This window comes from Ruegeria sp. BG6 (genome assembly GCF_056538465.1).
The window spans coordinates 143,391-166,523 of record NZ_JBQFTB010000001.1 but is presented as its reverse complement, the minus strand read 5'-3'; the positions used below and the strand labels follow the sequence as shown (position 1 = coordinate 166,523).

General features: G+C 60.7%; 24 protein-coding genes. 9 read left to right on the top strand and 15 right to left on the bottom strand.

Annotated features, from left to right (window positions below):
• Positions 1 to 14 precede the first annotated feature (14 nt).
• Together ACR0JW_RS00865 and ACR0JW_RS00860 are read right to left on the bottom strand one after the other, a co-directional pair.
• The gene (locus ACR0JW_RS00865; RefSeq protein ID WP_170610637.1) at positions 15 to 908 is read right to left on the bottom strand and encodes a fatty acid desaturase; all 894 of its coding nucleotides are present in this window, start codon (positions 906 to 908) and stop codon (positions 15 to 17) included.
• Entirely contained in the window at positions 901 to 1,104 is a 204-nt protein-coding gene (locus ACR0JW_RS00860) for a DUF2061 domain-containing protein (RefSeq protein WP_170610965.1), read from the bottom strand. Before ACR0JW_RS00860 ends, ACR0JW_RS00865 begins: the two co-directional genes overlap by 8 nt.
• 107 nt (positions 1,105 to 1,211) lie before the next feature.
• Between ACR0JW_RS00860 and ACR0JW_RS00855 the strand changes: the two genes are divergently transcribed.
• Positions 1,212 to 2,090, top strand: a complete 879-nt coding sequence (locus tag ACR0JW_RS00855) for a helix-turn-helix domain-containing protein (protein WP_170610635.1) — start codon at positions 1,212 to 1,214, stop codon at positions 2,088 to 2,090.
• 80 nt (positions 2,091 to 2,170) lie between these two features.
• Positions 2,171 to 2,353, top strand: a complete 183-nt coding sequence (locus ACR0JW_RS00850; protein ID WP_170610632.1) for a hypothetical protein — start codon at positions 2,171 to 2,173, stop codon at positions 2,351 to 2,353.
• A gap of 3 nt (positions 2,354 to 2,356) precedes the next feature.
• On the opposite strand, the gene ACR0JW_RS00845 is transcribed toward ACR0JW_RS00850, so the two are convergent.
• The 3 genes from ACR0JW_RS00845 to bcoG all read right to left on the bottom strand — a co-directional run bounded on the left by ACR0JW_RS00845 (position 2,357) and on the right by bcoG (position 5,581).
• Positions 2,357 to 3,115: an SDR family oxidoreductase gene (locus tag ACR0JW_RS00845; protein WP_170610629.1), complete on the bottom strand. Its 759-nt coding sequence runs from the start codon at positions 3,113 to 3,115 to the stop codon at positions 2,357 to 2,359.
• On the bottom strand, positions 3,112 to 4,575 hold the full coding sequence (locus ACR0JW_RS00840) for a carnitine 3-dehydrogenase (protein WP_170677422.1): 1,464 nt from the start codon (positions 4,573 to 4,575) through the stop codon (positions 3,112 to 3,114). The genes ACR0JW_RS00845 and ACR0JW_RS00840 overlap by 4 nt, the downstream gene beginning before the upstream one ends.
• Positions 4,576 to 4,663: 88 nt before the next feature.
• A complete protein-coding gene (bcoG, locus tag ACR0JW_RS00835) occupies positions 4,664 to 5,581 on the bottom strand; it encodes a 3-dehydrocarnitine:acetyl-CoA trimethylamine transferase BcoG (RefSeq protein WP_170619157.1) in 918 nt (305 codons plus the stop codon).
• Between the two features lie 131 nt (positions 5,582 to 5,712).
• On the opposite strand from bcoG, the gene ACR0JW_RS00830 reads away from it, so the two are divergent.
• The gene (locus tag ACR0JW_RS00830) at positions 5,713 to 6,699 is read left to right on the top strand and encodes a GlxA family transcriptional regulator (protein WP_170677424.1); all 987 of its coding nucleotides are present in this window, start codon (positions 5,713 to 5,715) and stop codon (positions 6,697 to 6,699) included.
• A 64-nt stretch (positions 6,700 to 6,763) separates the two neighbouring features.
• Here the strand turns inward: ACR0JW_RS00830 and ACR0JW_RS00825 are convergent, their stop codons facing one another.
• From ACR0JW_RS00825 to ACR0JW_RS00815, 3 genes are read right to left on the bottom strand one after another with little or no spacing between them, the layout of a single operon-like run.
• Positions 6,764 to 7,810 (bottom strand): aldo/keto reductase, encoded by a 1,047-nt coding sequence (locus tag ACR0JW_RS00825; protein WP_170677426.1) that lies wholly within the window; start codon positions 7,808 to 7,810, stop codon positions 6,764 to 6,766.
• Positions 7,811 to 7,839: 29 nt separating this feature from the next.
• Complete coding sequence (locus ACR0JW_RS00820) at positions 7,840 to 8,298, bottom strand: DNA polymerase III subunit chi (protein ID WP_170677428.1); 459 nt, start codon at positions 8,296 to 8,298, stop codon at positions 7,840 to 7,842.
• 4 nt (positions 8,299 to 8,302) lie between these two features.
• Positions 8,303 to 9,769, bottom strand: coding sequence for a leucyl aminopeptidase (locus ACR0JW_RS00815; protein ID WP_170824486.1), 1,467 nt, complete (start codon positions 9,767 to 9,769; stop codon positions 8,303 to 8,305).
• 229 nt (positions 9,770 to 9,998) lie between these two features.
• Between ACR0JW_RS00815 and lptG the strand changes: the two genes are divergently transcribed.
• The 5 genes from lptG to rsmA all read left to right on the top strand — a co-directional run bounded on the left by lptG (position 9,999) and on the right by rsmA (position 16,394).
• On the top strand, positions 9,999 to 11,099 hold the full coding sequence (lptG, locus tag ACR0JW_RS00810; RefSeq protein WP_170677721.1) for an LPS export ABC transporter permease LptG: 1,101 nt from the start codon (positions 9,999 to 10,001) through the stop codon (positions 11,097 to 11,099).
• Positions 11,099 to 13,261, top strand: coding sequence for an LPS assembly protein LptD (locus tag ACR0JW_RS00805; RefSeq protein ID WP_170824485.1), 2,163 nt, complete (start codon positions 11,099 to 11,101; stop codon positions 13,259 to 13,261). The genes lptG and ACR0JW_RS00805 overlap by 1 nt, the downstream gene beginning before the upstream one ends.
• On the top strand, positions 13,252 to 14,505 hold the full coding sequence (locus ACR0JW_RS00800) for a peptidylprolyl isomerase (protein WP_170677434.1): 1,254 nt from the start codon (positions 13,252 to 13,254) through the stop codon (positions 14,503 to 14,505). Before ACR0JW_RS00805 ends, ACR0JW_RS00800 begins: the two co-directional genes overlap by 10 nt.
• A complete protein-coding gene (gene pdxA / locus ACR0JW_RS00795; protein WP_170677436.1) occupies positions 14,502 to 15,467 on the top strand; it encodes a 4-hydroxythreonine-4-phosphate dehydrogenase PdxA in 966 nt (321 codons plus the stop codon). The genes ACR0JW_RS00800 and pdxA overlap by 4 nt, the downstream gene beginning before the upstream one ends.
• Before the next feature lie 84 nt (positions 15,468 to 15,551).
• Positions 15,552 to 16,394 carry a 16S rRNA (adenine(1518)-N(6)/adenine(1519)-N(6))-dimethyltransferase RsmA gene (gene rsmA, locus ACR0JW_RS00790; RefSeq protein ID WP_170677438.1) on the top strand — a complete coding sequence of 281 codons (843 nt, stop codon included), beginning with the start codon at positions 15,552 to 15,554 and terminating at the stop codon, positions 16,392 to 16,394.
• A 52-nt stretch (positions 16,395 to 16,446) separates the two neighbouring features.
• On the opposite strand, the gene ACR0JW_RS00785 is transcribed toward rsmA, so the two are convergent.
• The 3 genes from ACR0JW_RS00785 to prfA form a co-directional block, all read right to left on the bottom strand.
• A complete protein-coding gene (locus ACR0JW_RS00785; protein ID WP_170610596.1) occupies positions 16,447 to 17,034 on the bottom strand; it encodes a DUF4167 domain-containing protein in 588 nt (195 codons plus the stop codon).
• Between the two features lie 239 nt (positions 17,035 to 17,273).
• On the bottom strand, positions 17,274 to 18,119 hold the full coding sequence (gene prmC, locus ACR0JW_RS00780) for a peptide chain release factor N(5)-glutamine methyltransferase (protein ID WP_480713491.1): 846 nt from the start codon (positions 18,117 to 18,119) through the stop codon (positions 17,274 to 17,276).
• Positions 18,116 to 19,171, bottom strand: coding sequence for a peptide chain release factor 1 (prfA, locus tag ACR0JW_RS00775; protein WP_170677723.1), 1,056 nt, complete (start codon positions 19,169 to 19,171; stop codon positions 18,116 to 18,118). The genes prmC and prfA overlap by 4 nt, the downstream gene beginning before the upstream one ends.
• 63 nt (positions 19,172 to 19,234) lie before the next feature.
• Here prfA and ACR0JW_RS00770 point away from each other — a divergent pair, with 63 nt between their 5' ends.
• On the top strand, positions 19,235 to 19,522 hold the full coding sequence (locus ACR0JW_RS00770) for a hypothetical protein (protein WP_170677441.1): 288 nt from the start codon (positions 19,235 to 19,237) through the stop codon (positions 19,520 to 19,522).
• Here ACR0JW_RS00770 and ACR0JW_RS00765 read toward each other — a convergent pair.
• The 4 genes from ACR0JW_RS00765 to ACR0JW_RS00750 form a co-directional block, all read right to left on the bottom strand.
• Complete coding sequence (locus tag ACR0JW_RS00765) at positions 19,463 to 19,870, bottom strand: DUF1499 domain-containing protein (RefSeq protein WP_170677443.1); 408 nt, start codon at positions 19,868 to 19,870, stop codon at positions 19,463 to 19,465. The genes ACR0JW_RS00770 and ACR0JW_RS00765 overlap by 60 nt on opposite strands.
• 63 nt (positions 19,871 to 19,933) lie before the next feature.
• Positions 19,934 to 20,881, bottom strand: a complete 948-nt coding sequence (gene speB / locus ACR0JW_RS00760; protein ID WP_170677445.1) for an agmatinase — start codon at positions 20,879 to 20,881, stop codon at positions 19,934 to 19,936.
• Positions 20,882 to 20,945: 64 nt separating this feature from the next.
• Positions 20,946 to 21,914 carry an agmatinase gene (gene speB, locus ACR0JW_RS00755; RefSeq protein ID WP_170610578.1) on the bottom strand — a complete coding sequence of 323 codons (969 nt, stop codon included), beginning with the start codon at positions 21,912 to 21,914 and terminating at the stop codon, positions 20,946 to 20,948.
• Positions 21,915 to 21,926: 12 nt separating this feature from the next.
• A complete protein-coding gene (locus tag ACR0JW_RS00750) occupies positions 21,927 to 23,090 on the bottom strand; it encodes a M20 aminoacylase family protein (RefSeq protein ID WP_170677447.1) in 1,164 nt (387 codons plus the stop codon).
• Between the last annotated feature and the right edge of the window lie 43 nt (positions 23,091 to 23,133).

Genomic DNA, 23,133 nt, shown 5'->3' with positions numbered 1-23,133 from the left:
CTTTTGTCCTTAAATCAACCCTTTGGCCAGAGAGGATGCGCCACCGGATCTTTGGCGCTCCAGAAATACTGACGGAAGATTTGTCCGTAAGAACGATAGACATAGGCCTCGTTGCAGGCCAGATACCGTTCCTTGTTATTCCGGTAAAGCGCAGGCAGCTGATACCACGGTGTGCCCGGGTTCATATGATGAACGACGTGCAGGTTGTTGTTCAGAAACAGAAAAGCCAACGGACCGCGATCTTCGACGATAACGGTTCGGGCCCGCGATTTCTCATGCGCGCGATGCTCCAGAAAAGTGCGGATCTTTACCAGTGCCAGCCCAATATAGGCCGAAATGACAAACGCCCAGACCGGCATGGCAGACGCAGCAGCAATCCACAACACCATGGCCACCCCAGGCAGATGCAATGCCCATGCCAGCAAAATGGCCGGATCGCCACGCAGCGCCCCGCGCAACTCATCGCGAAAGAACGCGGTCTGGCCAATAAGCGGCCCCAGAACCATGCGGCCCAAAAGTGTGTTATTGGCGCTGTAAACCAGCTTTTGCCAGCCGGCCAAAGACTCCCATACCTTGGGGTCCAGATAGTTGGTTTCGGGGTCATCATAGGGGTCGGTCAGTGCCGCATCACGATGATGCGCAAGATGCATATCCCGGAACCGGTTATAGGGAATGAACAATGTCAGCGGCAGCGCCATTAGCGCCTCGTTCACCCATTTGGTTCGAAACGGATGGCCATGCAAAGCCTCGTGAGTCAGGGAAGAATGCAGTGCCGCTATGACCCCCATTGCCGGGATGGCCAGCCAAAGGCTCCAGGACGCCATGAAGAAGACTGTCAGCAACCACGCCCCGTAACAGGCAAGAATCAATGCGAAAGTGCGCCACTCGGGACCGGAACGCTCAGACATCACGCCCCCATGTGATGCCGGCCCAGACACGTTCGTAAATCACATACAGGGTCAGTCCGATGGCTGTGTTGATGATTGCCAGCGTACCGCCAACTGCCGCCGATCCGGTTGCGATCAGCCCGACCAGCGTCATCATTGCCAGCCCCATCGCATTCCAAACCACAGCCTTCACGACTGATCTGCGCCGTGTCTCCATTCCGTCACCCATAGTCTTGTTATGTTTCAAGATTTATCGGCAACAGAGGGGCGTGAGAATTCTGAATATGATTAACAAAACTAATCAAACGTGATATTTATTATCATATGCAGGAAAAAATCGACAAACGAGATCGCGCTGCGCAGTTTCGTCTGCGTCTGGCCCGCGCCATGGAAGAACGCGGTGTCAGTCAAAGCGCACTGGCCCGGGGAATCGGCGTGGACCGATCCACAGTTTCACAGCTTTTGGCCGACGCGGGCGCCCGACTGCCTAACGCGCATGTAGTTGGCAGTTGCGCTTCGGCGCTTGGTGTTTCGGCGGACTGGCTGCTCAGCCTCTCCAACCGCCCTGAAAGCGCGGCAGAGCTGCTGGCCAGTTCCCTGACAATGGCCGAAGCCCCCCGCGCCCTGGTTGATGAGCGTATCTTTGAGTGGCATCAGGAGGCGGCGGGATACAAGATCCGCTATGTCCCGGCCACCCTGCCCGACATGCTGAAAACCCGTGCCGTTCTGGAATGGGAATACGCCCCCCATCTGGGTCGTACGGCCGATCAGGCGATCGGTGCGTCTGCCGACCGACTGGCGTGGATGCGCAGTGCGCAATCGGACTATGAGATCGCGATGCCGCTTTATGAAATCCACAGTTTTGCCCATGGCACGGGCTACTATCAGGATCTGCCTTTGCAGGTCCGGCTGGATCAGATCGATCATCTGCTGGAACTCTGCGAGTTGCTTTATCCACGATTGCGCATCTATCTGTTTGATGCCAAACGGCTCTATTCCGCACCAGTCACGATATTCGGCCCCCTTCTGTGCGTTTTCTACGCCGGCAGCCATTACATGGCTTTCCGCGACCGTGACCGGGTCGAGGTTTTCACCCGCCATTTCGATACCCTGATCCGCGAGGCGGACCTGACCGCCCGCGATTTTCCGGATCATCTGCGGCAATTCAGGTCAGCGATCTCAGATCCGTCTCAGACGCAGTGATGCGGCTTGATAGTTCCTGTGCTATGGTGCCTTCGCGCGAACGTTTGGGACATCCGACCACAAGACGGAGGACTACAAGAATGGACGCACTGAAAACGGCAGAATACGCACGCGCCCTCTATACCGCTCACGGCGACCGAGCCGAGGCGGAAGCCGCTCAGAAAATGCGCGAGTGCGAAGCTTCCGGTAACACACAGGAAGCTCAGGACTGGCAGGCCGTGCGCAGCGCTATTCGTCAGTTGCGTGGCCCAAATCAGGCCTGACGCTTAGACTTTGGGGTCGGGGTTGACGGTGTGACCATCCACGGCAATCACCTGCCCCGACACCAGCCTTGCCGCATCCGAGGCTAGAAAGACCGCCATATTGGCGATATCCTGTGCCTCGACGAATCGGCCCATCGAGGTGCCCGCGGCATAGCCCTGGTAAACCTGGTCGCGCGTCATTCCTTTGGCCGCGGCCTCACGCTGCAAAACGCCCTCCATTCGAGGGCCTTCGACAGCGCCCGGGCAGATTGCATTGGCGCGAATACCATGTGGCCCCAACTCCATCGCCAGCGTCTTCATCAACCCGATAACGGCCCATTTCGCCGCTGAGTAAGGTGCCCGAAACGGATACCCATATTGTCCGGCCGTCGAAGACGTCAGGATTATGCTTCCCGCCCGCGCCGATTTCATCATCGGGACCGCATGTTTGGCTGCCAGAAATGCGCCGTCCAGATTGACCGCGACACAGGACCGCCACGCGGCCAGATCGATATCCTCGATCGCGTCAGTCGGCCCTGCGATCCCCGCATTGGCGCACAGCACGTCCAGACCGCCTGCTGCACCGGCCGCCTGAAAGACGGCGCTCATGTCGTTCTCGCTGGTCACATCCGTCCAATGCGCCGTCCAGTGATCCGGCAAGGCCTGCAGCGCCGCCTGATCGATATCCGTCACCCAGACCTCATAGCCTGCCGCGTCAAACGCATCGGCCATGGCACGACCGACGCCCGCGGCGCCGGCCGTGACCAGAACCCGCCGGGTCATGACGGTTTCCGAATGGCCACACCCGCACCTTCGGGGTATGGCAGATCAGCCTGCGCGGCGGCAATTCGCGCCATCGCATCCTCGATTTCGGCCGAAGGCGCGCTGGGGCGGCGGGTTTCCAGACTGACATGCAGCAAAAAGCTCTCACCCGTTGCCAGCAGCTTGTCGCCCTCGTACATGCTATGGAAAACGTGCAGTTTCTTGCCCTGACCCAACAACATCTGCGTGCGCACTTCAATCTTTGCGCCCGCATGGACTTCGTCGATATAGCGAAGGTGGTTCTCAGCGGTGAAATAGCTGCCGCCCGAGGCGATGTAATCCGCGTCACAACCAATGATCTCCATGAACCGGTCGGTCGCCGCAGCAAAAGCCTCGAGGTATTTGGCCTCGTTCATGTGACCGTTGTAATCGGTCCAGTCCAGCGGCACCGCCCGCGACAGGGTCAGGATCGGCTGGCTCAGATCTGCCTGTTCCAGCGTCGGCAGCGCGCCGGGCCGCAGCATTGCGTCATGCTGGTTCAGCACTGCACCAGCCCCGTAATTCTGCAGCTTAAGCGCCCGCATCATCCCGACAAGGTTGTTGTCGCGGATACGCTCCAGTTCGCGGATCGAGTGCATCCCGGATTGCGCATCCGACTGTTCGGCGATCATGTCGACAAGTTCATCGGTAAATTTCGGCACGTCCATCAGCTTGGTCCAGGGCCATTGCAGGGCTGGTCCGAACTGCGCCATGAAATGCCGCATCCCGGCCTCACCCCCGGCCACGCGATAGGTTTCGAACAGCCCCATCTGCGCCCAGCGGATGCCAAAGCCCATACGGATAGCCTCATCGATCTCTTCCGTGGTCGCAATGCCATCCTTGACCAGCCACAGCGCCTCACGCCAGACGGCCTCGAGAAACCGGTCTGCAATATGCGCGTCGATCTCTTTCTTGACATGCAGCGGGAAGAAGCCGACCGACGTCAACATTTCCTTGGCCGTGGCAACCAACTCGGCTGAGTTCTTCTCGGTCGGCACCAGTTCGATCAACGGCAGCAAATACACCGGATTGAACGGGTGCGTCACGACGATCTGCTCGGGGCGCAGTGCGCCTTCCTGCAACTCCGAAGGCTTGAAGCCGCTGGTCGAGGATCCGATGATCGCGCCAGGATCACACGCCTCCTGCAACCCCTTGTAAACCTTCAGTTTCAACTCTAGCCGCTCGGGTACGCTTTCTTGAATCCAGTCCGCATCCCTGACGGCATCGGCCATATCCTCGTGAAAGCTCAGCGCCCCTTCGGCCGGCAAAGGCACATCGCTGAGACCGGGCAACGACCGACGCGCGTTTTCCAGCACTTCGCCAATTTTGCGCTTAGCTTCCGGGTCCGGGTCGAACACCCGAACATCCCAGCCATTCAGCAGAAACCGTGCGGCCCATCCGCCGCCGATTACACCACCACCAATGATCGCCGCTGTTTTCATGTCATCCTGCCAGTTGAACGCGCATATTTCATCTTTTTCAAAATACTCCGGGGGTTTGGGGGCTGGGCCCCCAAGTACCGCTCCGTTCTCACTTCGCTACCGGAGCCCGTTTAACCAGCCCCAGCTTTTCACGCACTTCCTGCGGTCCGATCACCCGTGCACCCATGTTTTCGATGATGTTGCCCGCACGCTCCACCAACTGCCAGTTCTCGGCAAGCACGCCTTTCTCCAGCCACAGATTGTCTTCCAGCCCGACGCGCACATTGCCGCCCGCCAAAACCGAGGCGGCAACAAACGGCATCTCGTTCCGTCCCAGCGAAAACGCGCTGAAGGTCCAGTCATCCGGCACATTGTTCACCATCGCCATGAACGTGTTCAGATCATCCGGCGCGCCCCACGGGACGCCCATGCACAGCTGGACCAGGGCGTTGGGTTCCAGAATACCTTCCTTGACCAGTTGCTTGGCAAACCACAGATGGCCGGTGTCAAACGCCTCGATTTCCGGCTTCACACCCAGGTCCGTCATCATCTTGCCCATCGCACGCAACGCGCCGGGCGTGTTGGTCATGACGTAATCGGCTTCGGCAAAGTTCATGGTGCCGCAGTCCAGCGTGCAGATTTCGGGCAGACACTCCGCAACATGCGCCACACGCTCGGACGCACCGATCATGTCCGTTGCGGCTTCATTGACAGGGAACGGGTTCTCAATCCCGCCAAACACGATGTCGCCGCCCATGCCGGCGGTCAGGTTCAGAACCGCATCAACCTCGGCATCGCGAATGCGGTCGGTGACTTCGCGATAAAGGGCCAGGTCACGCGACGGTGCGCCGGTTTCCGGGTCGCGTACGTGGCAATGCACCACCGCTGCGCCAGCCTTTGCCGCGGCAATCGCACTTTCGGCGATCTGCTTGGGCGAGCGCGGCACATGCGGGCTGCGATCCTGCGTCCCGCCCGATCCGGTGACAGCACAGGTGATGAAGACTTCGCGGTTCATTTCCAGAGGCATTGCGTTTTCCCCAAGTTATACCCGGCTTCACCTTGGGTTTTCCCCAGGCTTTTCCCCGGATTCTGATTTGCGTTGCTGCCGACTCTGACGCAGCCTTGGGAAAACACTTGCCAGAATGCGAATCGAACTTGATGAAATCCGCAAAAAACATACTTCAGCCCGAACATCGCGCCCTGAAAACGGCGGTACTGGTGCTGGACGAATGCAACACGCTCAGCTTCGCTTCGGCCGTTGATCCAATGCGCGCGGCCAACCGTCTGGCAGACCGCCCGGCCTTTGACTGGGATTACGTCACCGCAACGGCTGAACCTGCAATGCTGACCAGCGCCCTGCAGGTGCCCGGGATCCCCCTGGCCCGGCTGCAAAGCTGCGAGTTGATGATTGTCGTCGCCGGGTTCCAGCTCGCCCGCCATGCCACGCCCAGTCTGCTGGCTGGCCTGCGCCGCATTGCCGGCACCGGCGCCACCATGGCCGGTATCGATGGTGGACCGTGGCTGCTGGCCGAAGCCGGTTTGCTCAATGGCCACCCTGCCACAACGCATTGGGAAGACCTCAGCAGTTTCGCCGCGCGGTTCCCCGAAGTCGACGTCCGCCCGGACCGCTTCACCGTGTCGGAAGGCCGCCTGACATCGGGTGGTGCGATTCCCGCGGTCGAGATGATGCTTCACATCATCGCCGCCCGCCATGGCGCCGGCTTCGCAGCGCGGGTTTCGGGCCTGTTCCTCTACGAAGGCGCGCCTCAACCTTCGAAACCCCAAAGCCGCACCGGCGCACCGCATCGCCATTCTGCCCTGACCGCCCGCGCCAATTCGCTGATGGAATCCTCGCTCGACGAACCACTGCCGCTGGCCTATATCGCCGATCGTCTGGGCACCAGCCCCCGCACCCTGCAACAACAGTTCCGACTGCGCCTGAACACCACGCCGCAGGACCACTACCTGCAATTGCGCCTGGCCGAGGCGCGCCGTCTTGTGACCGACACGGACATGCCACTGATGGATGTGGCCCTGGCCACCGGATTCGCCTCACAATCCAGCTTTGCCCGCGCCTTCCGTACGGCCCACGGCCTCTCGGCCCGTGACCTGAGGCAAGACCGGACCCAGCCCACGCATCACTGACCAAACCAGTCAATTGTTCAGAAAGACCTCGGGCAAGACACCGCTGGCGACGGGGGCTGCGCCCCTAGAACGGCATCGGATGGGCCCGGTGCGCTTGATTTATCTCGGCCAGAACGTCCATCGACAATTCAAGATCGGCACCGCGCAGAATATGCTCCAACTGCACGACGCTCGTGGCCCCGAAGATTGCTGACATCATGAAAGGTCGGGTCCGGCACCAGGCCAGCGCCATGTGAACCGGGTCCAAGCCGTGGCGATCCGCGATCTCGAGGTAGGCCGCCACTGCGTCAAAGACACGCGCGGACTTGCGTCCCCCCATTGCGGGCACCAGCGACATGCGCGATCCGGCCGGCACTGCCCCGTTCTGGTATTTGCCGGTCAGGAACCCTGCGGCCAAAGGGGAAAATGCCATCAAGCCCACATCCTCGTGTACGCTCAACTCACCCAGGTCGGTGTCGAAGTGGCGGCAGAGCAGCGAATACTCGTTCTGTACAGACGCGACCCGTGGCGCGGCCATCTGTTCGGCCAGCCGCAGCCACTGTGCCGTCCCCCACGCACTTTCGTTCGATAGGCCGAATGCGCGGATATTGCCCTTGTTCACCTGCGCCTGCAGCGCCAAAAGGCACTCCTGCATGTTCTCCAGAACTTCTCCGGTATTCTGCCCAGATGGTGCATAATCCCAATTCTGCCGAAACATGTAGCTGCCGCGATTGGGCCAGTGAAACTGGTAGAGATCAATGCAATCCGTCTGCAACCGCCGCAGCGAGCCTTCGATGGCCTCGGGGATGGTCTGCCCGGTGATTGGCGCGCCGTCGCGGGCGTGGGCAAACCCCGCGCCGGAATGCTTGGTGGCCAACACATAGTCGCCCCGTCGTGACCGGTTTTCGGCATTCCAGTTACCAAGAATTTCCTCGGTCCGCCCGACCGTTTCCTTCGAGACCGGGTTCACCGGATACATCTCGGCCGCATCCACAAAGTTTACCCCGGCATCCAACGCCAGGTCGATCTGCGCATGCGCCTCGGGTTCTGAAGTTTGCGTGCCAAACGTCATCGTGCCCAGACACAGGTCCGACACCATGATGCCCGTACGGCCCAGAGGCTTGGTTTTCATCCGTCACTCTCCTGACTTGTTTTCGAAAATCAGGCCTCGGCCTTCTTTTCCCACCGCCCCGACGCCTCGGACCAGTATTGCGCCGAGCATCCCGCGGCGGTCAGCGCCTTCCACTGCCCCCGTGCGTGCTGAACGGCCTGTTCGTCGTTGCCATCGAACAGGATGCACACCCGTTCCAACGCGGCAACCTCGTCGGCCTCGACCGGCGCGCCATCCACCGCCATCACACAGGATGGGTCATTTGCGGCATCCGCCGTGGTGGTCAGCAGGATGGGCTGTGCCACATCATGCGGCCCGCCTTCCCGACCATGCGGCAGAAACCCCTCCTCGGGACCCAGCCACAGTTTTTCATCCAGCCAGTCCATCCGCGCGGGATCGGTCCCCCGCACGGCAATCCGCCACCCGGCCTGCCGCGCCTTGTCAAGCAGCACCGACAGGGTCTGCTCCAAAGGCTGCCGGGTCAGGTGATAGAAATAGACGGCCCCCATCCGATTACTCGAAATTATCCTGCACGAACCGGCTCAGTGCGCGCACGCCCCAGCCCGTGGCCCCCTTGGGAGCGTAAGGCGTCTCGGTTGAAACCGAGGCAACACCGGCAATGTCCAGATGAATCCACGGCGTCTCTTCCTTGACAAACCGTTGCAGGAACTGCGCCGCAGTGATCGAGCCCGCAGGCCGTCCGCCCACGTTTTTCATATCCGCAATGCGTGATTTCAACTGTTTGTCATAGGCCTCGCCCAGCGGCAACCGCCACGCGCCCTCATCCTCGGCCCCGGCAGATTTCAGGAACGCATCGCAGAACGTGTCGTTGTTCGAGAATACACCGGCATTTTCATACCCAAGACCGATGATGATCGCACCTGTCAACGTGGCCAGATCGACCATGCCAACGGGCCGGAACCGTTCCTGCGCATACCACATCACATCACACAGAACCAACCGCCCCTCGGCGTCGGTATTGATGATCTCGACCGTATCGCCCTTCATCGAGGTGATCACGTCACCGGGCCGCGTGGCATTGCCCGAGGGCATGTTTTCGACCAGCCCCACCAGCCCGACGACATTGGCCTTTGCTTTGCGTTTTGCCAGCGCCCGCATGGTGCCCGCCACAACGCCCGCGCCGCCCATGTCCATCGTCATGTCTTCCATGCCACCGGCGGGCTTCAACGAAATGCCGCCGGTGTCGAACACGACACCCTTGCCGACCAGCGCCAGCGGCGCATCGTCCTTGTCGCCCCCGTTCCACTGCATCACCACCACTTTCGAAGGGCTGTCGGACCCCTGTCCGACGCTCAGCAATGTGCGCATTCCCAACTCGGCCAGCTTGTCTTCTTCAAGAACCTCGACCTCGAGCCCCAGCGCCTCCATCTCTTTCAGACGATCGGCGAACTCGGTTGTGGTCAGTACGTTGGCAGGTTCGTTGGTCAGGTCACGGGTCATCCGAACGCCGTCGGCCACGGCATAAAGCGGCGCAAAGGCGGCCTCGACCTCGTCATGCTTGCCGTGGTTGATGGTGACGGTGCCAGGTTCTTCCGCGTCCTTGGTCTTGTGCGCATCGAAATCGTAACTGCGCAACGCGATACCCATGGCCAGATCTTCGCACCGCAGCTGATTGGCCGCCATCACCAGCAGATCCTTGCCCCCTGCCAGCTTGGCCAGTGCCGCACCCGCCTTGCGCGCCTCGGCCCGCTCGGGCCGGCGCGGCAGAACCAGAACATCCAGCGCTTCCGCTGCCATCCCACCCGGCCAGCCCAACGAGATGACGTCCCCGGTTTTGGCCTTGCCGAACTTCTCGCTTTCAACCAGTCGCGCAACCGCGCCGCGTGTCAGGCGATTGGCGCGGCGGGCGGCTGGGCCCATTTTCCCCTCTGACGTGATGATGATCGCCACGCGCCCCTCGGCCTGCGCCATTGCATCCACATCGAAGGCCTGAAAACGGACCGGAACCAGACTGCTCATTGCAAACTCCTCAAAATCTGTTCCCCAAGACCTAGCCCGCACCGCGCGGCTTGACCAGATAGCAGTTTTCCCCAGCCGTCATTTGCATTAAAGTCCCGCAAAAAGAACCGACAGGCATCGGGGGACAAGACTTGGCACCAAACGGCAGGCACAAGCCGTCGCGCAGAAAATCACGTTCCGGCAAATTCGGCCCGGCCCCTTGCTTTTTCGGGGTGATGAGGGCGTTGTTGTGATCCTCGACCGCTATTTCGCCCGCAGATTCCTGCAAAGTTTTCTGGTCATTGGCGGCATTTTTCTGACACTGATGATTCTGATCGATCTGATCGAACAGATCCGCCGTTTTGACGATTCCAACCTGTCTTTTGGGCGCCTGCTTCAGCTGACTTTGCTGAACACTCCCGCTGCCATCAGCGAGATGTTGCCTTTGCTGATTATTCTGTCGACCATTGCCCTGTTCATTGGACTGGCCCGCAGTTCAGAACTGGTTGTGACCCGTGCAACCGGGCGGTCCGGCATCCGCGCTCTGGCTGCGCCGGTAGTTCTGGCGCTGATTATCGGAGCGCTGGCCGTGGCCCTGCTGAACCCGATCGCTGCGGCAACGTCCGAAGAATACCGGCGTCTGGCGGACAGCTACCGCAACGACGGCCGTTCCACCCTGTCCATCAGCCGTGATGGCCTGTGGCTGCGGCAAGGGGCGGAGGACGGGCAATCGGTCATTCACGCGCAGGGCACCGAGAATGACGACATCCTGCATCTGACTGGTGTCACGATCATCACCTTTGGCCAAAACGGCAAGCCGACCCAGCAGATCGTCGCTGACGAAGCCCGGCTGGAAGATGGCAGATGGGTCCTGCAGGACGCCAAGATCTGGTCCCTGAAAGATGACGAAAACCCCGAATTGAATGCGGTGACGCATGACCGGCTGGACCTGCCCACGTCTCTGACCCGGCAGCGCATTCTGGATTCGCTAGGCCAGCAGGACTCTGTCTCGGTCTATGATCTGCCGCAACTGATCAACGATCTGGGAGAGGCCGGGTTCTCGACCAAGCAATACGAGGTCTGGCTGCAATCCGAGCTCGCGCGGCCCTTCTTTCTGGTCTCGATGGTCCTAATCGGCGCCGCCTTTACCATGCGCCACGTGCGTTTCGGCGGCACAGGCATCGCTGTGCTGACCGCCGTTCTACTGGGCTTTGCCATGTACTTTATCCGCAATTTTGCGCAAATCCTGGGGGAAAACGGACAATTGCCGGTCTACGTCTCGGCCTGGGCTCCACCCTTTGCCGCTCTGCTGTTGTCGCTGGGCCTGTTGCTGCATGCGGAGGACGGCTGATGCGGCACTTGCTACCCTTGTTGCTATCCGGTGCGCTGATCCACTGCGCGCCAGCTATCGCTACAGCGCAGTCCGCGCCTGCACCAAATGCCGGGCAAGCGGCTGAATCGCAGGACCTTCCCGCCCTTCTGGTCGCAGACAAGATCTTTATCACTCCGGATCGCAAGCTGATCGCCGAAGGCAATGTCGAGGCGTTTCAGGGCGACATCAAACTGACTGCCCGCAGCATCATTTATGATCGTGAAACAGGTTCTCTAGAACTGCAGGGACCGATCCGGATCGATCAGGAGGGACGCACCACGATTCTGGCCGATTCGGCAGAACTTGACAACGGTATCCAGAATGGCCTTCTGATCGGCGCGCGGATGGTGTTCGACCAACAGACCCAGATCGCCTCGGTCGAGGCGCGCCGCGCCGCTGGTCGATACACGCAGCTCAGCAAGGTTTCGGCCACGTCCTGCCAAGTTTGTGCCAACGGTCGCGCGCCGCTATGGCAGATTCGCGCCCGCAAGGTCACCCACGACCAGCTTGAGCGGCAGTTGTATTTCGAAGGCGCACAGTTCCGTGTGCTGGATTTCCCTGTCTTCTACTTTCCGTATTTGCGCCTGCCGGATCCAACACTGGAACGCGCGACAGGGTTTCTTGTACCGTCCATTCGAACCACCTCGCAGCTTGGGACCGGCGTTCAGGTGCCGTATTTCTTCAAGCTCGGTGACCACAAGGACCTGACCCTGACCCCGTACCTGTCTTCGGGCACACGAACGCTGGGCTACCGGTACCGGCAAGCGTTCAAAACAGGCCGCATAAACATCGAAGGGGCCTACACACGTGACGACATCCAGCCGAACCAGGATCGCGGCTATCTGTTCGCAAGTGGCTTTTTTCTCTTGAAGAACGACTTCCGGTTCCTGTTCAGCATCAACACCACGTCTGACGACGGTTATCTGGCGGATTATGGCCTGCCCAATTACGACCGCCTGCGTAGCGAAGTCGCGCTTGAGCGGATCAAACGGGATACGGCCTTCAGGACCAACCTGATCCACTACAAAACGCTGCGTGACAGCGAAGATCAGGATGAAATACCGTCGCGGATTTTCGACCTGAACTACCAGAAACGATACTTCCCCCAAGGTGTTGGCGGCGAAGTCCGCCTGTCTTTTCTCAGCCATGCATACGAGCGTACCAGCGATGTCGACGTCACCGGACGCGATGTGGCGCGTGCCACTGTTGACGCCGAGTGGCTGCGCAGCTGGATATTCGCCACCGGATTACGGGCTGACGCACAGTTCGGTGCGTCGGTGGACAGGTTCAACATCCGGCACGACAGCAATTTCGCAGATAACGTCAACCGGCTCACGCCTCGTGCGGCAATGACGCTGCGCTATCCAATGCAGCGCCGCGAAGCATCCGGTGCCTCGCAGGTGCTGGAACCCATCGCTCAGGTCGGGTGGACCCATGTGTCGACCAATGACGTGCCGATTGACGAAAGCACATTTCAGGAATTCGATCAGGGCGATCTGCTTTCTCTGTCCCGCTTTCCCGCAGTCGATCGCCGTGAAGACGGGCCGACCGGCGTTGTAGGCGTCAACTGGGCGCGGTACGGTATCAATGGCTCACGTGCATTGGCAACGGTAGGTCAGGTTTTCCGCGCCGATGCCGACCCGGCCTTCAACCTGACATCCGGACTTCAGGGCACGTCTTCCGATTTGCTGATTGCCGGGCAGGTTGACACGGTCAAGGGCTGGTCCATCGGCGGGCGCGGCCTGATCAACGGCGATTTCAGCTTTGCAAAGGCCGAACTGCGCGGTCAATGGGCGCGCGGTGACGATGCAATCGTCGGCAGCTATGTCTGGCAGGAGCCTGACCCAGACGAGAACGTGGATGACGAAATCTCGGAATTCTGGGTGAACGGGCGCTACAGAATAGACGAGAACTGGCTGACCCGCGCCGAGGCGCGCTATGACCTCAGCGAAGACGAACCGATCCGGTACGGGTTTGGACTGACCTATCAGAACGAATGTGTTCAGGTTAACATGAGCGTCAGCCGACGCTTCACATCAACATCAAGTATTGAGCCTTCGACGGAATTCGGGTTTACCGTTGCCCTGACAGGTTACGCCATCGACGGCGGCGGTAAGAAGTACAAAAGATCATGCAGCTGATATCAGGTTTCTCAAGGTTTATTCGTTCCGGCTGGATCAGGCGGGCCACTCCGGCACTTGCTGCCGCGGTCATCACGCTCGCAGCCGGGCAGATCTCGGCCCAAAGCCTGTTCTCGCCGGCGATCCGTGTCAATCAGGACATAATCACCTGGTACGAGTTGCAGCAACGCCAGCAATTGCTGACCGTTCTGGGCGTTCCCGGCAGTTCAGACCAAGAGGTGCGCGAAGCCTTGATCGAAGACAGCCTGCGCAACCAGGCCCTGCGCGACGCCGGCATCACGGCAACACCCGAAGACATAGAGGTCGGTATCGACGAATTCGCATCCCGCGGTCAGCTGTCGTCCGACGAATTCCTCAATGCCCTCAAAAATGAAGGGGTCGATCGCGAAACCGTGCGGGATCTGGTCGCCAACCAGCTGGCTTGGCGCGAGTTCATCAGCACACGCTTTCTTTCCCAATCCCGCCCTTCGGAAGACGAGATCAACCGGGCACTGGGACAAGGCGGCAATGGCGGCCTGCAGGTTCTGCTGTCGGAAATCATCATCCCGGTGACCCCGCAAACTCTGCCTCAGGCCCAGGTCCTGGCAGACGAAATCTCGAAACTCGAAGGCTATGACGCCTTCTCTGCCGCTGCCACACAGTACTCAGCCGCCGCTACCCGTGATAATGGCGGCAGGCTGGAATGGCTGGGCCTGACCGACCTGCCCCCGGCCCTGCAACCGGTGCTTCTGGGCCTCAAGAACGGCGAAATCACCGCACCGTTGTCGCTGCCCAACGCTGTCGCCCTGTTCCAGATGCGCGGCGTTCGCGAGGTTTCGACCGCCGCGCCCCGGTTTTCCGAGATCGACTATGCTGCGTATTACTTGCCCGGCGGGCGCAGCGCGGAAACCCTGGCCCGGGCCAACAGGCTGAAGGAAGAGATCGACACCTGCGACGACCTTTATGGCATCGCGAAGGATCAGCCGGCTGCAGCACTGGATCGTGTCTCCGCGGCCCCGTCGGAAATCCCGCGCGATGTTGCGCTGGAACTGGCCAAGCTGGACAACAACGAGGTGTCGACAACGCTCACCCGCAACAACGGGCAGACCCTGATGTTCCTGATGCTGTGCACCCGCACCCTAGACAGAGGCGAGGACACGACGCGCCAGGACATTGCGAATGCCCTGACCCAGCAGCGCCTGCAAGCCTTTGCCGACAGTCTTCTGGAACAGATGAAGGCCGATGCGACCATCATCTCGCAATGATCGCCCCGATTGCGCTCAGTTGCGGAGAACCGGCCGGGATCTGCCCTGAAATCGCCGCTGGCGCATGGTCCCAATTGCGCGGCGCCTGCCCGTTTTTCTATATCGGCGACGCTGCACACCTGCCCAAAGGCACCCCGATCCGCAAAATAAGCGCACCATCGCAGGCGCAAGCCGTCAGCGCCGAGGCCCTGCCCGTGCTGCACTTGGAATTTCCCGCGCCCAACCGACCGGGCCATCCCGATCCGGACAATGCGCCGTCGGTCATCGATGCCATTGAACTGGGCGTCAACCTCGTGCGCTCGGGCGAGGCCTCGGCGCTGTGCACGGCGCCCATTCACAAGAAAGCCCTGATCGACGGGGCCGGGTTTTCCTTCCCCGGACATACCGAGTTTCTGGCGGCCCTCGCCGGTCAGGAGCGCGCGGTGATGATGCTGGCCAGTTCCAATCTGCGCGTCGTGCCCGCCACGATCCACATCCCGCTGTCCCGCGTGCCGTCCGAACTGACGCCAGATCTGTTGCGCGACACCATTGCCATCACGGCTGACGGTCTGCGCCGTCAATTCGGCATCGCACACCCCCGTATCGCGGTGGCGGGCCTCAATCCACATGCGGGCGAAGGCGGCAAAATGGGAATGGAAGAACTGGACTGGATCGCGCCGCTTCTGAAAGACCTGCCAACCAACGGCTACACCGTCACCGGCCCCCATCCGGCCGACACGATGTTCCACGCCGCCGCCCGCGCCCAATACGATGCCGCAATCGCCATGTATCACGATCAGGCCCTGATCCCGATCAAGACACTGGATTTCGACAAGGGCGTAAACGTAACGCTGGGCCTGCCCTTCATACGCACGTCGCCTGACCACGGCACCGCACTGGACATCGCCGGAAAAGGAATCGCCAATCCCGCAAGCCTGATCGAGGCCCTGAAACTTGCCCAACAGATGGCACAAACCCCTTGATCCTTCACCTGGCCGAAAATATCCCCGCCGGAGGCAAAAAACCTCTGGCGCTTACCCACCAACCCGCGCCACGGTAATCGGATCATGAGCGCAATCGACACCCTCCCCCCTCTGCGCGAAGTCATCGCGTCACATCAGCTCTCGGCCCGCAAGTCGCTGGGTCAGAACTTTCTGCTCGACCTGAACCTGACTGCAAAGATCGCCCGTCAGGCCGGGGATCTGACCCAATGCGATGTGCTGGAAATCGGGCCGGGCCCCGGCGGACTGACCCGTGGCCTGCTGTCCGAAGGCGCGCGCAAGGTCGTCGCGGTCGAAAAAGATACGCGCTGTATCGCCGCCCTGAACGACATCGCTGCCGCCTATCCCGGCAAGCTTGAGGTGATCAATGGCGACGCTCTGGAAATCGACCCTCTGGCCCATCTGACCCCGCCGATTCGCATCGCGGCCAACCTGCCCTACAATGTCGGCACCGAACTGCTGGTGCGGTGGCTCACACCGCCCGAATGGCCGCCGTTCTGGCAAAGCCTGACTCTGATGTTCCAGCGCGAAGTGGCCGAGCGTATCGTCGCCCAACCCGGAAGCAAGGCCTATGGCCGCCTCGCTATTCTGGCCCAGTGGCGAGCCGAGGCGCGTATTGCCATGTCCCTGCCGCCCGGCGCGTTTACTCCGCCGCCCAAGGTTTCAAGCGCAGTGGTCCACCTGACCGCCCTGCCCGAGCCGCGTTTCCCGGCAAATGCCGCAACACTGTCCCGCGTGGTCGCCGCCGCATTCAACCAGCGCCGTAAGATGCTGCGCGCCTCGCTAAAAGGCGTGGCCCCGGATATCGAGGATCGTCTGCTGGCTGCTGGTATCCAGCCCACGGAACGGGCCGAACAGGTCCCTCTGGAAGCCTTCTGCGCGCTGGCGCGTGAAGTTTCCAAAGGCTGAAACACAAAACCCCGGGCGTAACCCGGGGCTTCTTCTCAACCGATACGAGCGCTTACTCAGCCGCTTCCGGCGCGTCGCCTTCACTTGAAGGCGCTTCTTCAGCAGGTGCAGGCGCGGCCTTGGGCTTACGGCCCCGGGGCTTGCGCGCGGGTTTTTCCTTTTTCTCGGGCGTTTCGGCGACCGGCGCATCCTCTTTGCTTTCCGGCGTCTCGACCAGACCCGATTCCGGCGTTGCCTCCTCGGAACCGAAATCCATCACGTCGGGCTGCGGTGCCTCGGCCGGGTCTGCCTGGCGGGCAGCTTCACGTTCCTGACGTTCGGCGCGTTCGCGATCGCGTTCGGCCTGGCGCTCGCGATTCTGGCGCTCCTGCTCTTCGCGACGCGCATCAATCTCGCGCTGCGCTTCGCTCAGCATGCGCAGATAATGCTCGGCGTGCTGCTGGAAATTTTCGGCCGCCACGCGGTCGTTGGACAACTGAGCGTCACGCGCCAGCTGATTGTACTTATCAATGATTTGTTGCGGCGTGCCACGCACCTTGCCCTCGGGGCCTGAACTGTCGAAAACCCGGTTTACGACGTTACCACCAGAAGGGCGATTGCGGTTATTCTTGGCCCGCGAGCGGGATTTTGAAGATCTCATCTTATTTTACGTCAGCCTTGTCATTCGCTGTCGATCAACCCGTACCTTACGCTGCTCAGAGGCTTGTCCCGTACCGCGTCATCGACTTTTTTGGGCTTGGCGTCAGGGGTGCGCCGCAAAAGCGCCAGCCTCGCTGACTACTCTGAGTAAGCATGTCCTGCCCGCGCAGACAAGGGGTTTATCGGATATTTCGCAGCTTTTTTACTTTCGCAGGCGCATTTCAGCCTCAGTTTTCGGGCCTAACCGGGCATTCTTGCGACAATTACCCGATCCCGCCCGTCCAGATCGGAAATGACACGAATTTCAGCCAATCCGGCGGCATCAAACAACGCGGACACATAGTTGGCCTGCGTCGGTCCGATTTCGACCAGAAGACGTCCGCCCCGCGACAGAAAACCCGGGGCCGATGACGCGATCCGACGATATCCATCTAGCCCGTCGCCCTCATCTGTCAACGCTAGTCGCGGTTCATGTTCGCGTACTTCGGGGGAAAGCTCCTCCATTTCGGAAAGCGAGATATAAGGCGGGTTCGAAACGATCAGGTCAAACATGCCATCAACCGCACCAAACCAGTCGGAATGCCAGACATCGATGCGGGCCTGCACCTGATGCTGCACCGCATTGGCGCTGGCCTGCAAACAGGCGGCTTCGCTGAGGTCGACACCAACCCCGGTTGCGCTGCGCCGCTCGGCCAGCAGCGTAATCAGAATACACCCGGACCCGACCCCCAGATCCAACACCCGGTCAAAAGGTTCGCTCAGGGCCGCTTCGATCAGCACTTCGGTTTCGGGGCGCGGGTCCAGCACATCACGGCTGACGCGAAACCGACGGCCGTAAAACTCGCGCTCACCCAACAGGTGCGAGACCGGAACGCGTATGGCCCGAAGCGAGATCAGCTGGTCATAGCGCTCGGCGATATCCGGCGACAGCTCTTCTGGCGCGATCAGGGTGACCCGGCTGGCTTCGATCCGGGCCGCATGAGCAAGCAACAGCCGCGCGTCCCGCGCCGGATCTTCAACGCCTGCCGCGCGCAGCCGGGCAGTTGCCGCCACCATCGCCTGCGCCGCAGTCTGTGCCCCGGTCATTGCGCCATCTCGGCCAGAAGCCGCGCCTGATCATCTGCGGTCAGCGCATCGATCACCTCGTCCAGATCGCCCTGCATCACCTGATCCAGCTTGTACAGGGTCAGATTGATACGGTGATCCGTCATGCGACCTTGGGGGAAATTATAGGTCCTGATCCGCTCGGACCGGTCGCCCGAGCCGACCTGACTGGCCCGATCCGCCGAACGCTCGCTGTCGATTCGCTGCCGCTCCAGATCGTAAAGCCGCGTTTTCAGCACCTGCATCGCAATCTCGCGGTTGCGGTGCTGGGACTTCTCGGAACTGGTCACCACGATGCCGCTGGGCAGGTGGGTGATCCGTACTGCCGAGTCGGTGGTGTTCACGTGCTGGCCGCCAGCACCCGAAGACCGCATCGTGTCGATGCGGATGTCATTTGCGTCGATCTGGATATCCACGTCTTCAGCCTCGGGCAAAACAGCAACAGTAGCCGCCGAAGTGTGAATGCGCCCGCCGCTTTCGGTTTCTGGCACCCGCTGCACCCGATGCACGCCGGATTCGTATTTCATGCGTGCAAAGACGTTGTCACCCTTGATATGGGCCACCACTTCCTTGATCCCGCCCAGATCGGAGCCTTGCTCCTCAATGATCTCGAACTGCCAGCCCCGCGCTTCGGCATAGCGCTGATACATGCGCAGCAGGTCTCCGGCGAACAAAGCGGCCTCATCCCCGCCGGTGCCGGGACGGATTTCCAACATCGCCGGGCGCGCATCCGCTGCGTCCCGCGGCAACAACGCCAGTTGTAACGCGTGCTCTGCGTCAGGAATACGTGCCTGCAACGCCGGGATTTCCTCCTCGGCCAGTTCCTTCATGTCCGGATCCGCCAGCATCACCTTTGCCTCGGCCAGATCGGCCACGAGCTGTCGCCAGGTCATGATCTGATCAACCACCGGCTTGAGGTCGGAATATTCCTTGGCCAATGCCGCAATATCACCGCCCGACGCGCCATCTGCCATGGCCGCTTCGAGGTACTGGAATCGCTGAGTTATCTGTTCAAGGCGTTCTTCGGGGATCATGCGCGGGGTGTCTATCATCCCGGGGCTTTGGTCAAGGGCAAGCCTTGTGCTAAGCTGTTATTCATGAAACGGATCGTGCTTGTTCTTGCCCTCTGCGCGGCACCTGCCATGGCCGATGTGGTCGGCCCCGGCGGCAAGGTTCAGGATTGTTATTGCACCGATAAATCCGGCACCCGCGTCGAACTGGGAGAGATGATCTGCCTGCAAGTCGATGGCCGCATGTTCATGGCCCAATGCCAGATGTCACTGAACGTCCCCATGTGGCGCGAGGTGCAGGAGGGTTGCCTGTCCTCAGGGCTGCAACAAAGCCAACCACCGGTCGACACGAGCCCGGTTTACCCCAAAATCTGAACGCCCGAACCGCAATCTGCCATGAATGCGCAGGATGTCCCCGTCTTGCTGTGCCGTTGTGTAATCGGGAAACCCTAATGTCGGTGTTCGGGTGACATATGTCACCATTCCATCACCAACCGACCCGGCCAAAACCGTCGTCCGTGGAGCGGCCCGTGCAATGGTATCGAAACGCGCCAACCCGTCCGGACCGGTTTCAACCACACGCACCACGCCGCCTTTCATGTCCCGGTCCGTGTTACCAACCGGGGCGACGTGCCATGTCACGGGATCGGACGGAGCCAGCCGAATGAACGCCGCCAGTCCAACCAACAGCGCAACACAAAGCCACAGCACCATCTTTGTCATCCCGATCCCAACCCTTTGACAAACCCTAGCCGGATCGCGATGCGGGGCAATATGCGACCCCGGTTATCGTGACGTCACACCAGGCAGGATGCAGATCAATTCAAACAACAGGTTCGCCGCCGTCAGCGCCGTGTTGCCGGACGGATCGTAGGGCGGCGAAACCTCGACCAGATCGCAGCCCACGACATTCATGCCGCCAAGCGCATGGATCAGTTGAAGCGCCTGCGGTGTGGTCAGCCCCGCAATCTCAGGCGTCCCGGTGCCGGGCGCATAGGCCGGGTCCAGACTGTCAATGTCGTAGGTGATGTAAACCGGATGATCCCCTACAGACTTGCGGATAAGCGAGCCGATCTCGGTCAGGTTCTGCTGCCACAGTTCCCAGGCCGGATATTGGCGGAAACCCCATCCCTTCGCTTCAGTGAAATCGCTGGCGGCGTAGCCGGACCCGCGAATTCCGATCTGAAAGGTCTTGTCGGGAATGATCAGCCCCTCTTCGTAGGCGCGGCGGAAGACGGTGCCATGGGTCTCACGCTCGCCAAACATTTCGTCATTCACGTCCGCATGGGCATCCACATGCACCAGGGCGACCGAACCGTGCTTTGCCGCAATCGCGCGCAGGATCGGCAGGGTGATCGAATGATCGCCCCCCATCGCCACCGGGGTCACGTTCTGCGCCAGAATGCCGTCATAGCTGTCCTTGATGATCGTCAGACTGTCAGCCAGCGAAAACGTATTGATCGCCAGATCGCCGATGTCGGCAATCTGCAAACTGTCAAACGGCGCGGCGAATGTCGCCATGTTATAGGGCCGGATCATCGCGCTTTCACTTCGGATCTGTTTCGGCCCGAACCGCGTACCGGACCGCCACGAGGTGCCGATATCCATCGGAATACCCAAAACCGCCACATCCAGCCCTTCAAGCGAGGCCGACTGCGGCAGGCGCATGAACGTGTTCGGCCCGGAAAACCGGGCCAGATCATTGCCGCTGATCGGTTGGTTGAAATCTGCCATGCCTGTTGTCCCTTCTGCCCGGTCATACAATCAAGCAAATACCGGAAGTATGACTAACCAAATGTTAAACCGGAGCCAGCTTGTTCCAGCCCAGCAGACAAATGATCTGCGTCGCCACATGCGCACCGGCAATCGCGGTGGCGCCGGAGGTGTCGAACGGAGGCGAAACCTCGACCACATCGCCGCCCTTGATGTTGATTCCGGCGATGTCGCGCAGAATGATCTGCGTCTGGATCGAGGTCAGCCCGCCCCAGACAGGCGTCCCGGTACCGGGGGCAAAGGCAGGGTCCAGCCCATCAATGTCAAAGCTCAGGTAAACGGGACTGTCGCCCAGAATACCCTTGATCTTCTGCGCCACGGCGGCAGGGCCGGACTCATACACTTCGCGCGCGTCGATGATGTTGACGCCCAGCGTATCCTCGTTGTGTGTGCGAATCCCCACCTGAACCGAGCGTTTAGGGTCCACGATCCCGGACTTAACCGCCTTGTAGAACATCGTGCCGTGGTCCACGCGGGACATGTCGTCGTCGGCCCAGGTGTCAGTGTGCGCATCGAATTGCAGCAGCGATATCGGCCCGTATTTCTCGGCATAGGCTTTCAGGATAGGGAAGCTGATGTAATGGTCCCCGCCCAGCGTAACCGAGGCGACATTCGCCTCCAGAATGGTGCGGATGTGATCGGTTAGCGTATCCGGAAAGGCCGGGATGTTGGCGTAGTCATAGGCCATGTCGCCATAGTCGACGATGGCCAACTCGCTGAGCGCATCAAAGGGCCAGCCATAAGGCGCATCGGGCGATTGCAGTGCGCTGGCCTCGCGGATCGCACGCGGGCCCAGACGCGTGCCGGGGCGATTGGTGACGGCCTGATCAAAAGGTACGCCTGTCACGGCGATATCAACTCCGCTCAGGTCCTTGGTATACAGCCGCCTCAGGAACGAGGTCGCGCCCCCGAACGTGTTCTCGTAGGACAACCCCTTGAGGTCGGGATTGGTGAACGCCTCATCCACCTGGTTTTTTGCGTCTTCCAGTGCCATGTCTTCTCCCTGTCAGCCCAGTGGCTGCGCCTTTTCCACGATCCGGGCAAAGAATGAGGCCCCGACCGGTGCGATGTCGTCGTTGAAGTTGTATTTCGGGTGATGCAGTCCTGCACCTTCACCCTGTCCCAGAAACAGATATGCTCCGGGGCGTGCCTGCAGCATATAGGAAAAATCCTCGGCCCCCATCTCGCGCCCGCTATTGGCCGTGACCCGGTCATCGCCGGAAACCTCGCGGGCGACTTCAGCCGCAAATACCGCCTTGGCGTCATCGTTGACCGTGGCTGGGTAACTGACGTCATAGTCCAGCCGCGCTTCGACACCGTAGGATACCGCCTGCCCCTGCACGATCTGCTCCATCCGCTCCATCACCATCTTCTGCACATTGGGATCAAAGGTGCGCACGGTGCCGTTTATATAGGCCGTGTCGGGAATCACGTTGTTCACGGTTCCGGTATGAATCTGCGTGACCGAAACCACCAGATCATCCAACGCGTAGTTATTGCGGCTGACGATGGTCTGGATCGCCTGCGCGATACCGCAGGCCGCCATCACCGGATCGCGGGTTTCATGCGGCATCGCGCCATGGCCGCCCCTGCCCTGTATATGCACCTCGAACGTGTCGACCGCCGCCATGATCGGGCCGGGCGTTGTGTGGAACGCCCCTTCGGCAATGCCCGGCGCGTTGTGCAGCGCATAGACCTGCGAGATGTCAAACCGGTCCATGATGCCTTCTTCCACCATCACGCCGGCCCCGCCGCCTTCTTCCTCGGCGGGCTGAAAGATCAGCGCAACCCGCCCCCGGAAATTCCGTGTCTCGGCCAGATACCGCGCAGCCCCGAGCAACATGGTTGTGTGCCCGTCATGCCCGCAGGCGTGCATCTTGCCCGGATTCGTCGAAGCATAGTCTACACCAGTCTCCTCAGTGATCGGCAGCGCATCCATATCCGCACGCAGGCCAATGGTCGGCCCTTCACCCCGCCCGTTGATGATGGCGACCATGCCGGTTTTGGCGATGCCTTCGTGCAGCTCATCCACGCCGAACTCGCGCAGACGGTCCGCGACAAAAGCCGCCGTTTCAAAGCATTCGAACTCCAGTTCCGGGATTGTATGCAGGTGCTGGCGCCATGCGGCCATATCGGCAGAGAAATCGGCAATTCGGTTGACGACGGGCATCGGGGGTGGACTCCTGATCCAAGCTGCGGGATGGATGCATCTG

What these genes read in the sequence shown, in the direction of transcription:
- ACR0JW_RS00805 (WP_170824485.1), top strand. Translation starts at nt 11,099, where the DNA reads ATGCGGCACTTGCTACCCTTGTTGCTATCCGGTGCGCTGATCCACTGC.
- speB (WP_170677445.1), bottom strand. Translation starts at nt 20,881, where the DNA reads ATGGCAGATTTCAACCAACCGATCAGCGGCAATGATCTGGCCCGGTTT.
- ACR0JW_RS00815 (WP_170824486.1), bottom strand. Translation starts at nt 9,769, where the DNA reads ATGAGCAGTCTGGTTCCGGTCCGTTTTCAGGCCTTCGATGTGGATGCA.
- ACR0JW_RS00750 (WP_170677447.1), bottom strand. Translation starts at nt 23,090, where the DNA reads ATGCCCGTCGTCAACCGAATTGCCGATTTCTCTGCCGATATGGCCGCA.
- ACR0JW_RS00765 (WP_170677443.1), bottom strand. Translation starts at nt 19,870, where the DNA reads ATGACAAAGATGGTGCTGTGGCTTTGTGTTGCGCTGTTGGTTGGACTG.
- pdxA (WP_170677436.1), top strand. Translation starts at nt 14,502, where the DNA reads ATGATCGCCCCGATTGCGCTCAGTTGCGGAGAACCGGCCGGGATCTGC.
- ACR0JW_RS00800 (WP_170677434.1), top strand. Translation starts at nt 13,252, where the DNA reads ATGCAGCTGATATCAGGTTTCTCAAGGTTTATTCGTTCCGGCTGGATC.
- ACR0JW_RS00785 (WP_170610596.1), bottom strand. Translation starts at nt 17,034, where the DNA reads ATGAGATCTTCAAAATCCCGCTCGCGGGCCAAGAATAACCGCAATCGC.
- ACR0JW_RS00770 (WP_170677441.1), top strand. Translation starts at nt 19,235, where the DNA reads ATGAAACGGATCGTGCTTGTTCTTGCCCTCTGCGCGGCACCTGCCATG.
- ACR0JW_RS00865 (WP_170610637.1), bottom strand. Translation starts at nt 908, where the DNA reads ATGTCTGAGCGTTCCGGTCCCGAGTGGCGCACTTTCGCATTGATTCTT.
- ACR0JW_RS00830 (WP_170677424.1), top strand. Translation starts at nt 5,713, where the DNA reads ATGAAATCCGCAAAAAACATACTTCAGCCCGAACATCGCGCCCTGAAA.
- ACR0JW_RS00825 (WP_170677426.1), bottom strand. Translation starts at nt 7,810, where the DNA reads ATGAAAACCAAGCCTCTGGGCCGTACGGGCATCATGGTGTCGGACCTG.
- bcoG (WP_170619157.1), bottom strand. Translation starts at nt 5,581, where the DNA reads ATGCCTCTGGAAATGAACCGCGAAGTCTTCATCACCTGTGCTGTCACC.
- ACR0JW_RS00850 (WP_170610632.1), top strand. Translation starts at nt 2,171, where the DNA reads ATGGACGCACTGAAAACGGCAGAATACGCACGCGCCCTCTATACCGCT.
- prmC (WP_480713491.1), bottom strand. Translation starts at nt 18,119, where the DNA reads ATGACCGGGGCACAGACTGCGGCGCAGGCGATGGTGGCGGCAACTGCC.
- ACR0JW_RS00820 (WP_170677428.1), bottom strand. Translation starts at nt 8,298, where the DNA reads ATGGGGGCCGTCTATTTCTATCACCTGACCCGGCAGCCTTTGGAGCAG.
- ACR0JW_RS00840 (WP_170677422.1), bottom strand. Translation starts at nt 4,575, where the DNA reads ATGAAAACAGCGGCGATCATTGGTGGTGGTGTAATCGGCGGCGGATGG.
- ACR0JW_RS00855 (WP_170610635.1), top strand. Translation starts at nt 1,212, where the DNA reads ATGCAGGAAAAAATCGACAAACGAGATCGCGCTGCGCAGTTTCGTCTG.
- rsmA (WP_170677438.1), top strand. Translation starts at nt 15,552, where the DNA reads ATGAGCGCAATCGACACCCTCCCCCCTCTGCGCGAAGTCATCGCGTCA.
- prfA (WP_170677723.1), bottom strand. Translation starts at nt 19,171, where the DNA reads ATGATCCCCGAAGAACGCCTTGAACAGATAACTCAGCGATTCCAGTAC.
- ACR0JW_RS00845 (WP_170610629.1), bottom strand. Translation starts at nt 3,115, where the DNA reads ATGACCCGGCGGGTTCTGGTCACGGCCGGCGCCGCGGGCGTCGGTCGT.
- ACR0JW_RS00860 (WP_170610965.1), bottom strand. Translation starts at nt 1,104, where the DNA reads ATGGAGACACGGCGCAGATCAGTCGTGAAGGCTGTGGTTTGGAATGCG.
- speB (WP_170610578.1), bottom strand. Translation starts at nt 21,914, where the DNA reads ATGGCACTGGAAGACGCAAAAAACCAGGTGGATGAGGCGTTCACCAAT.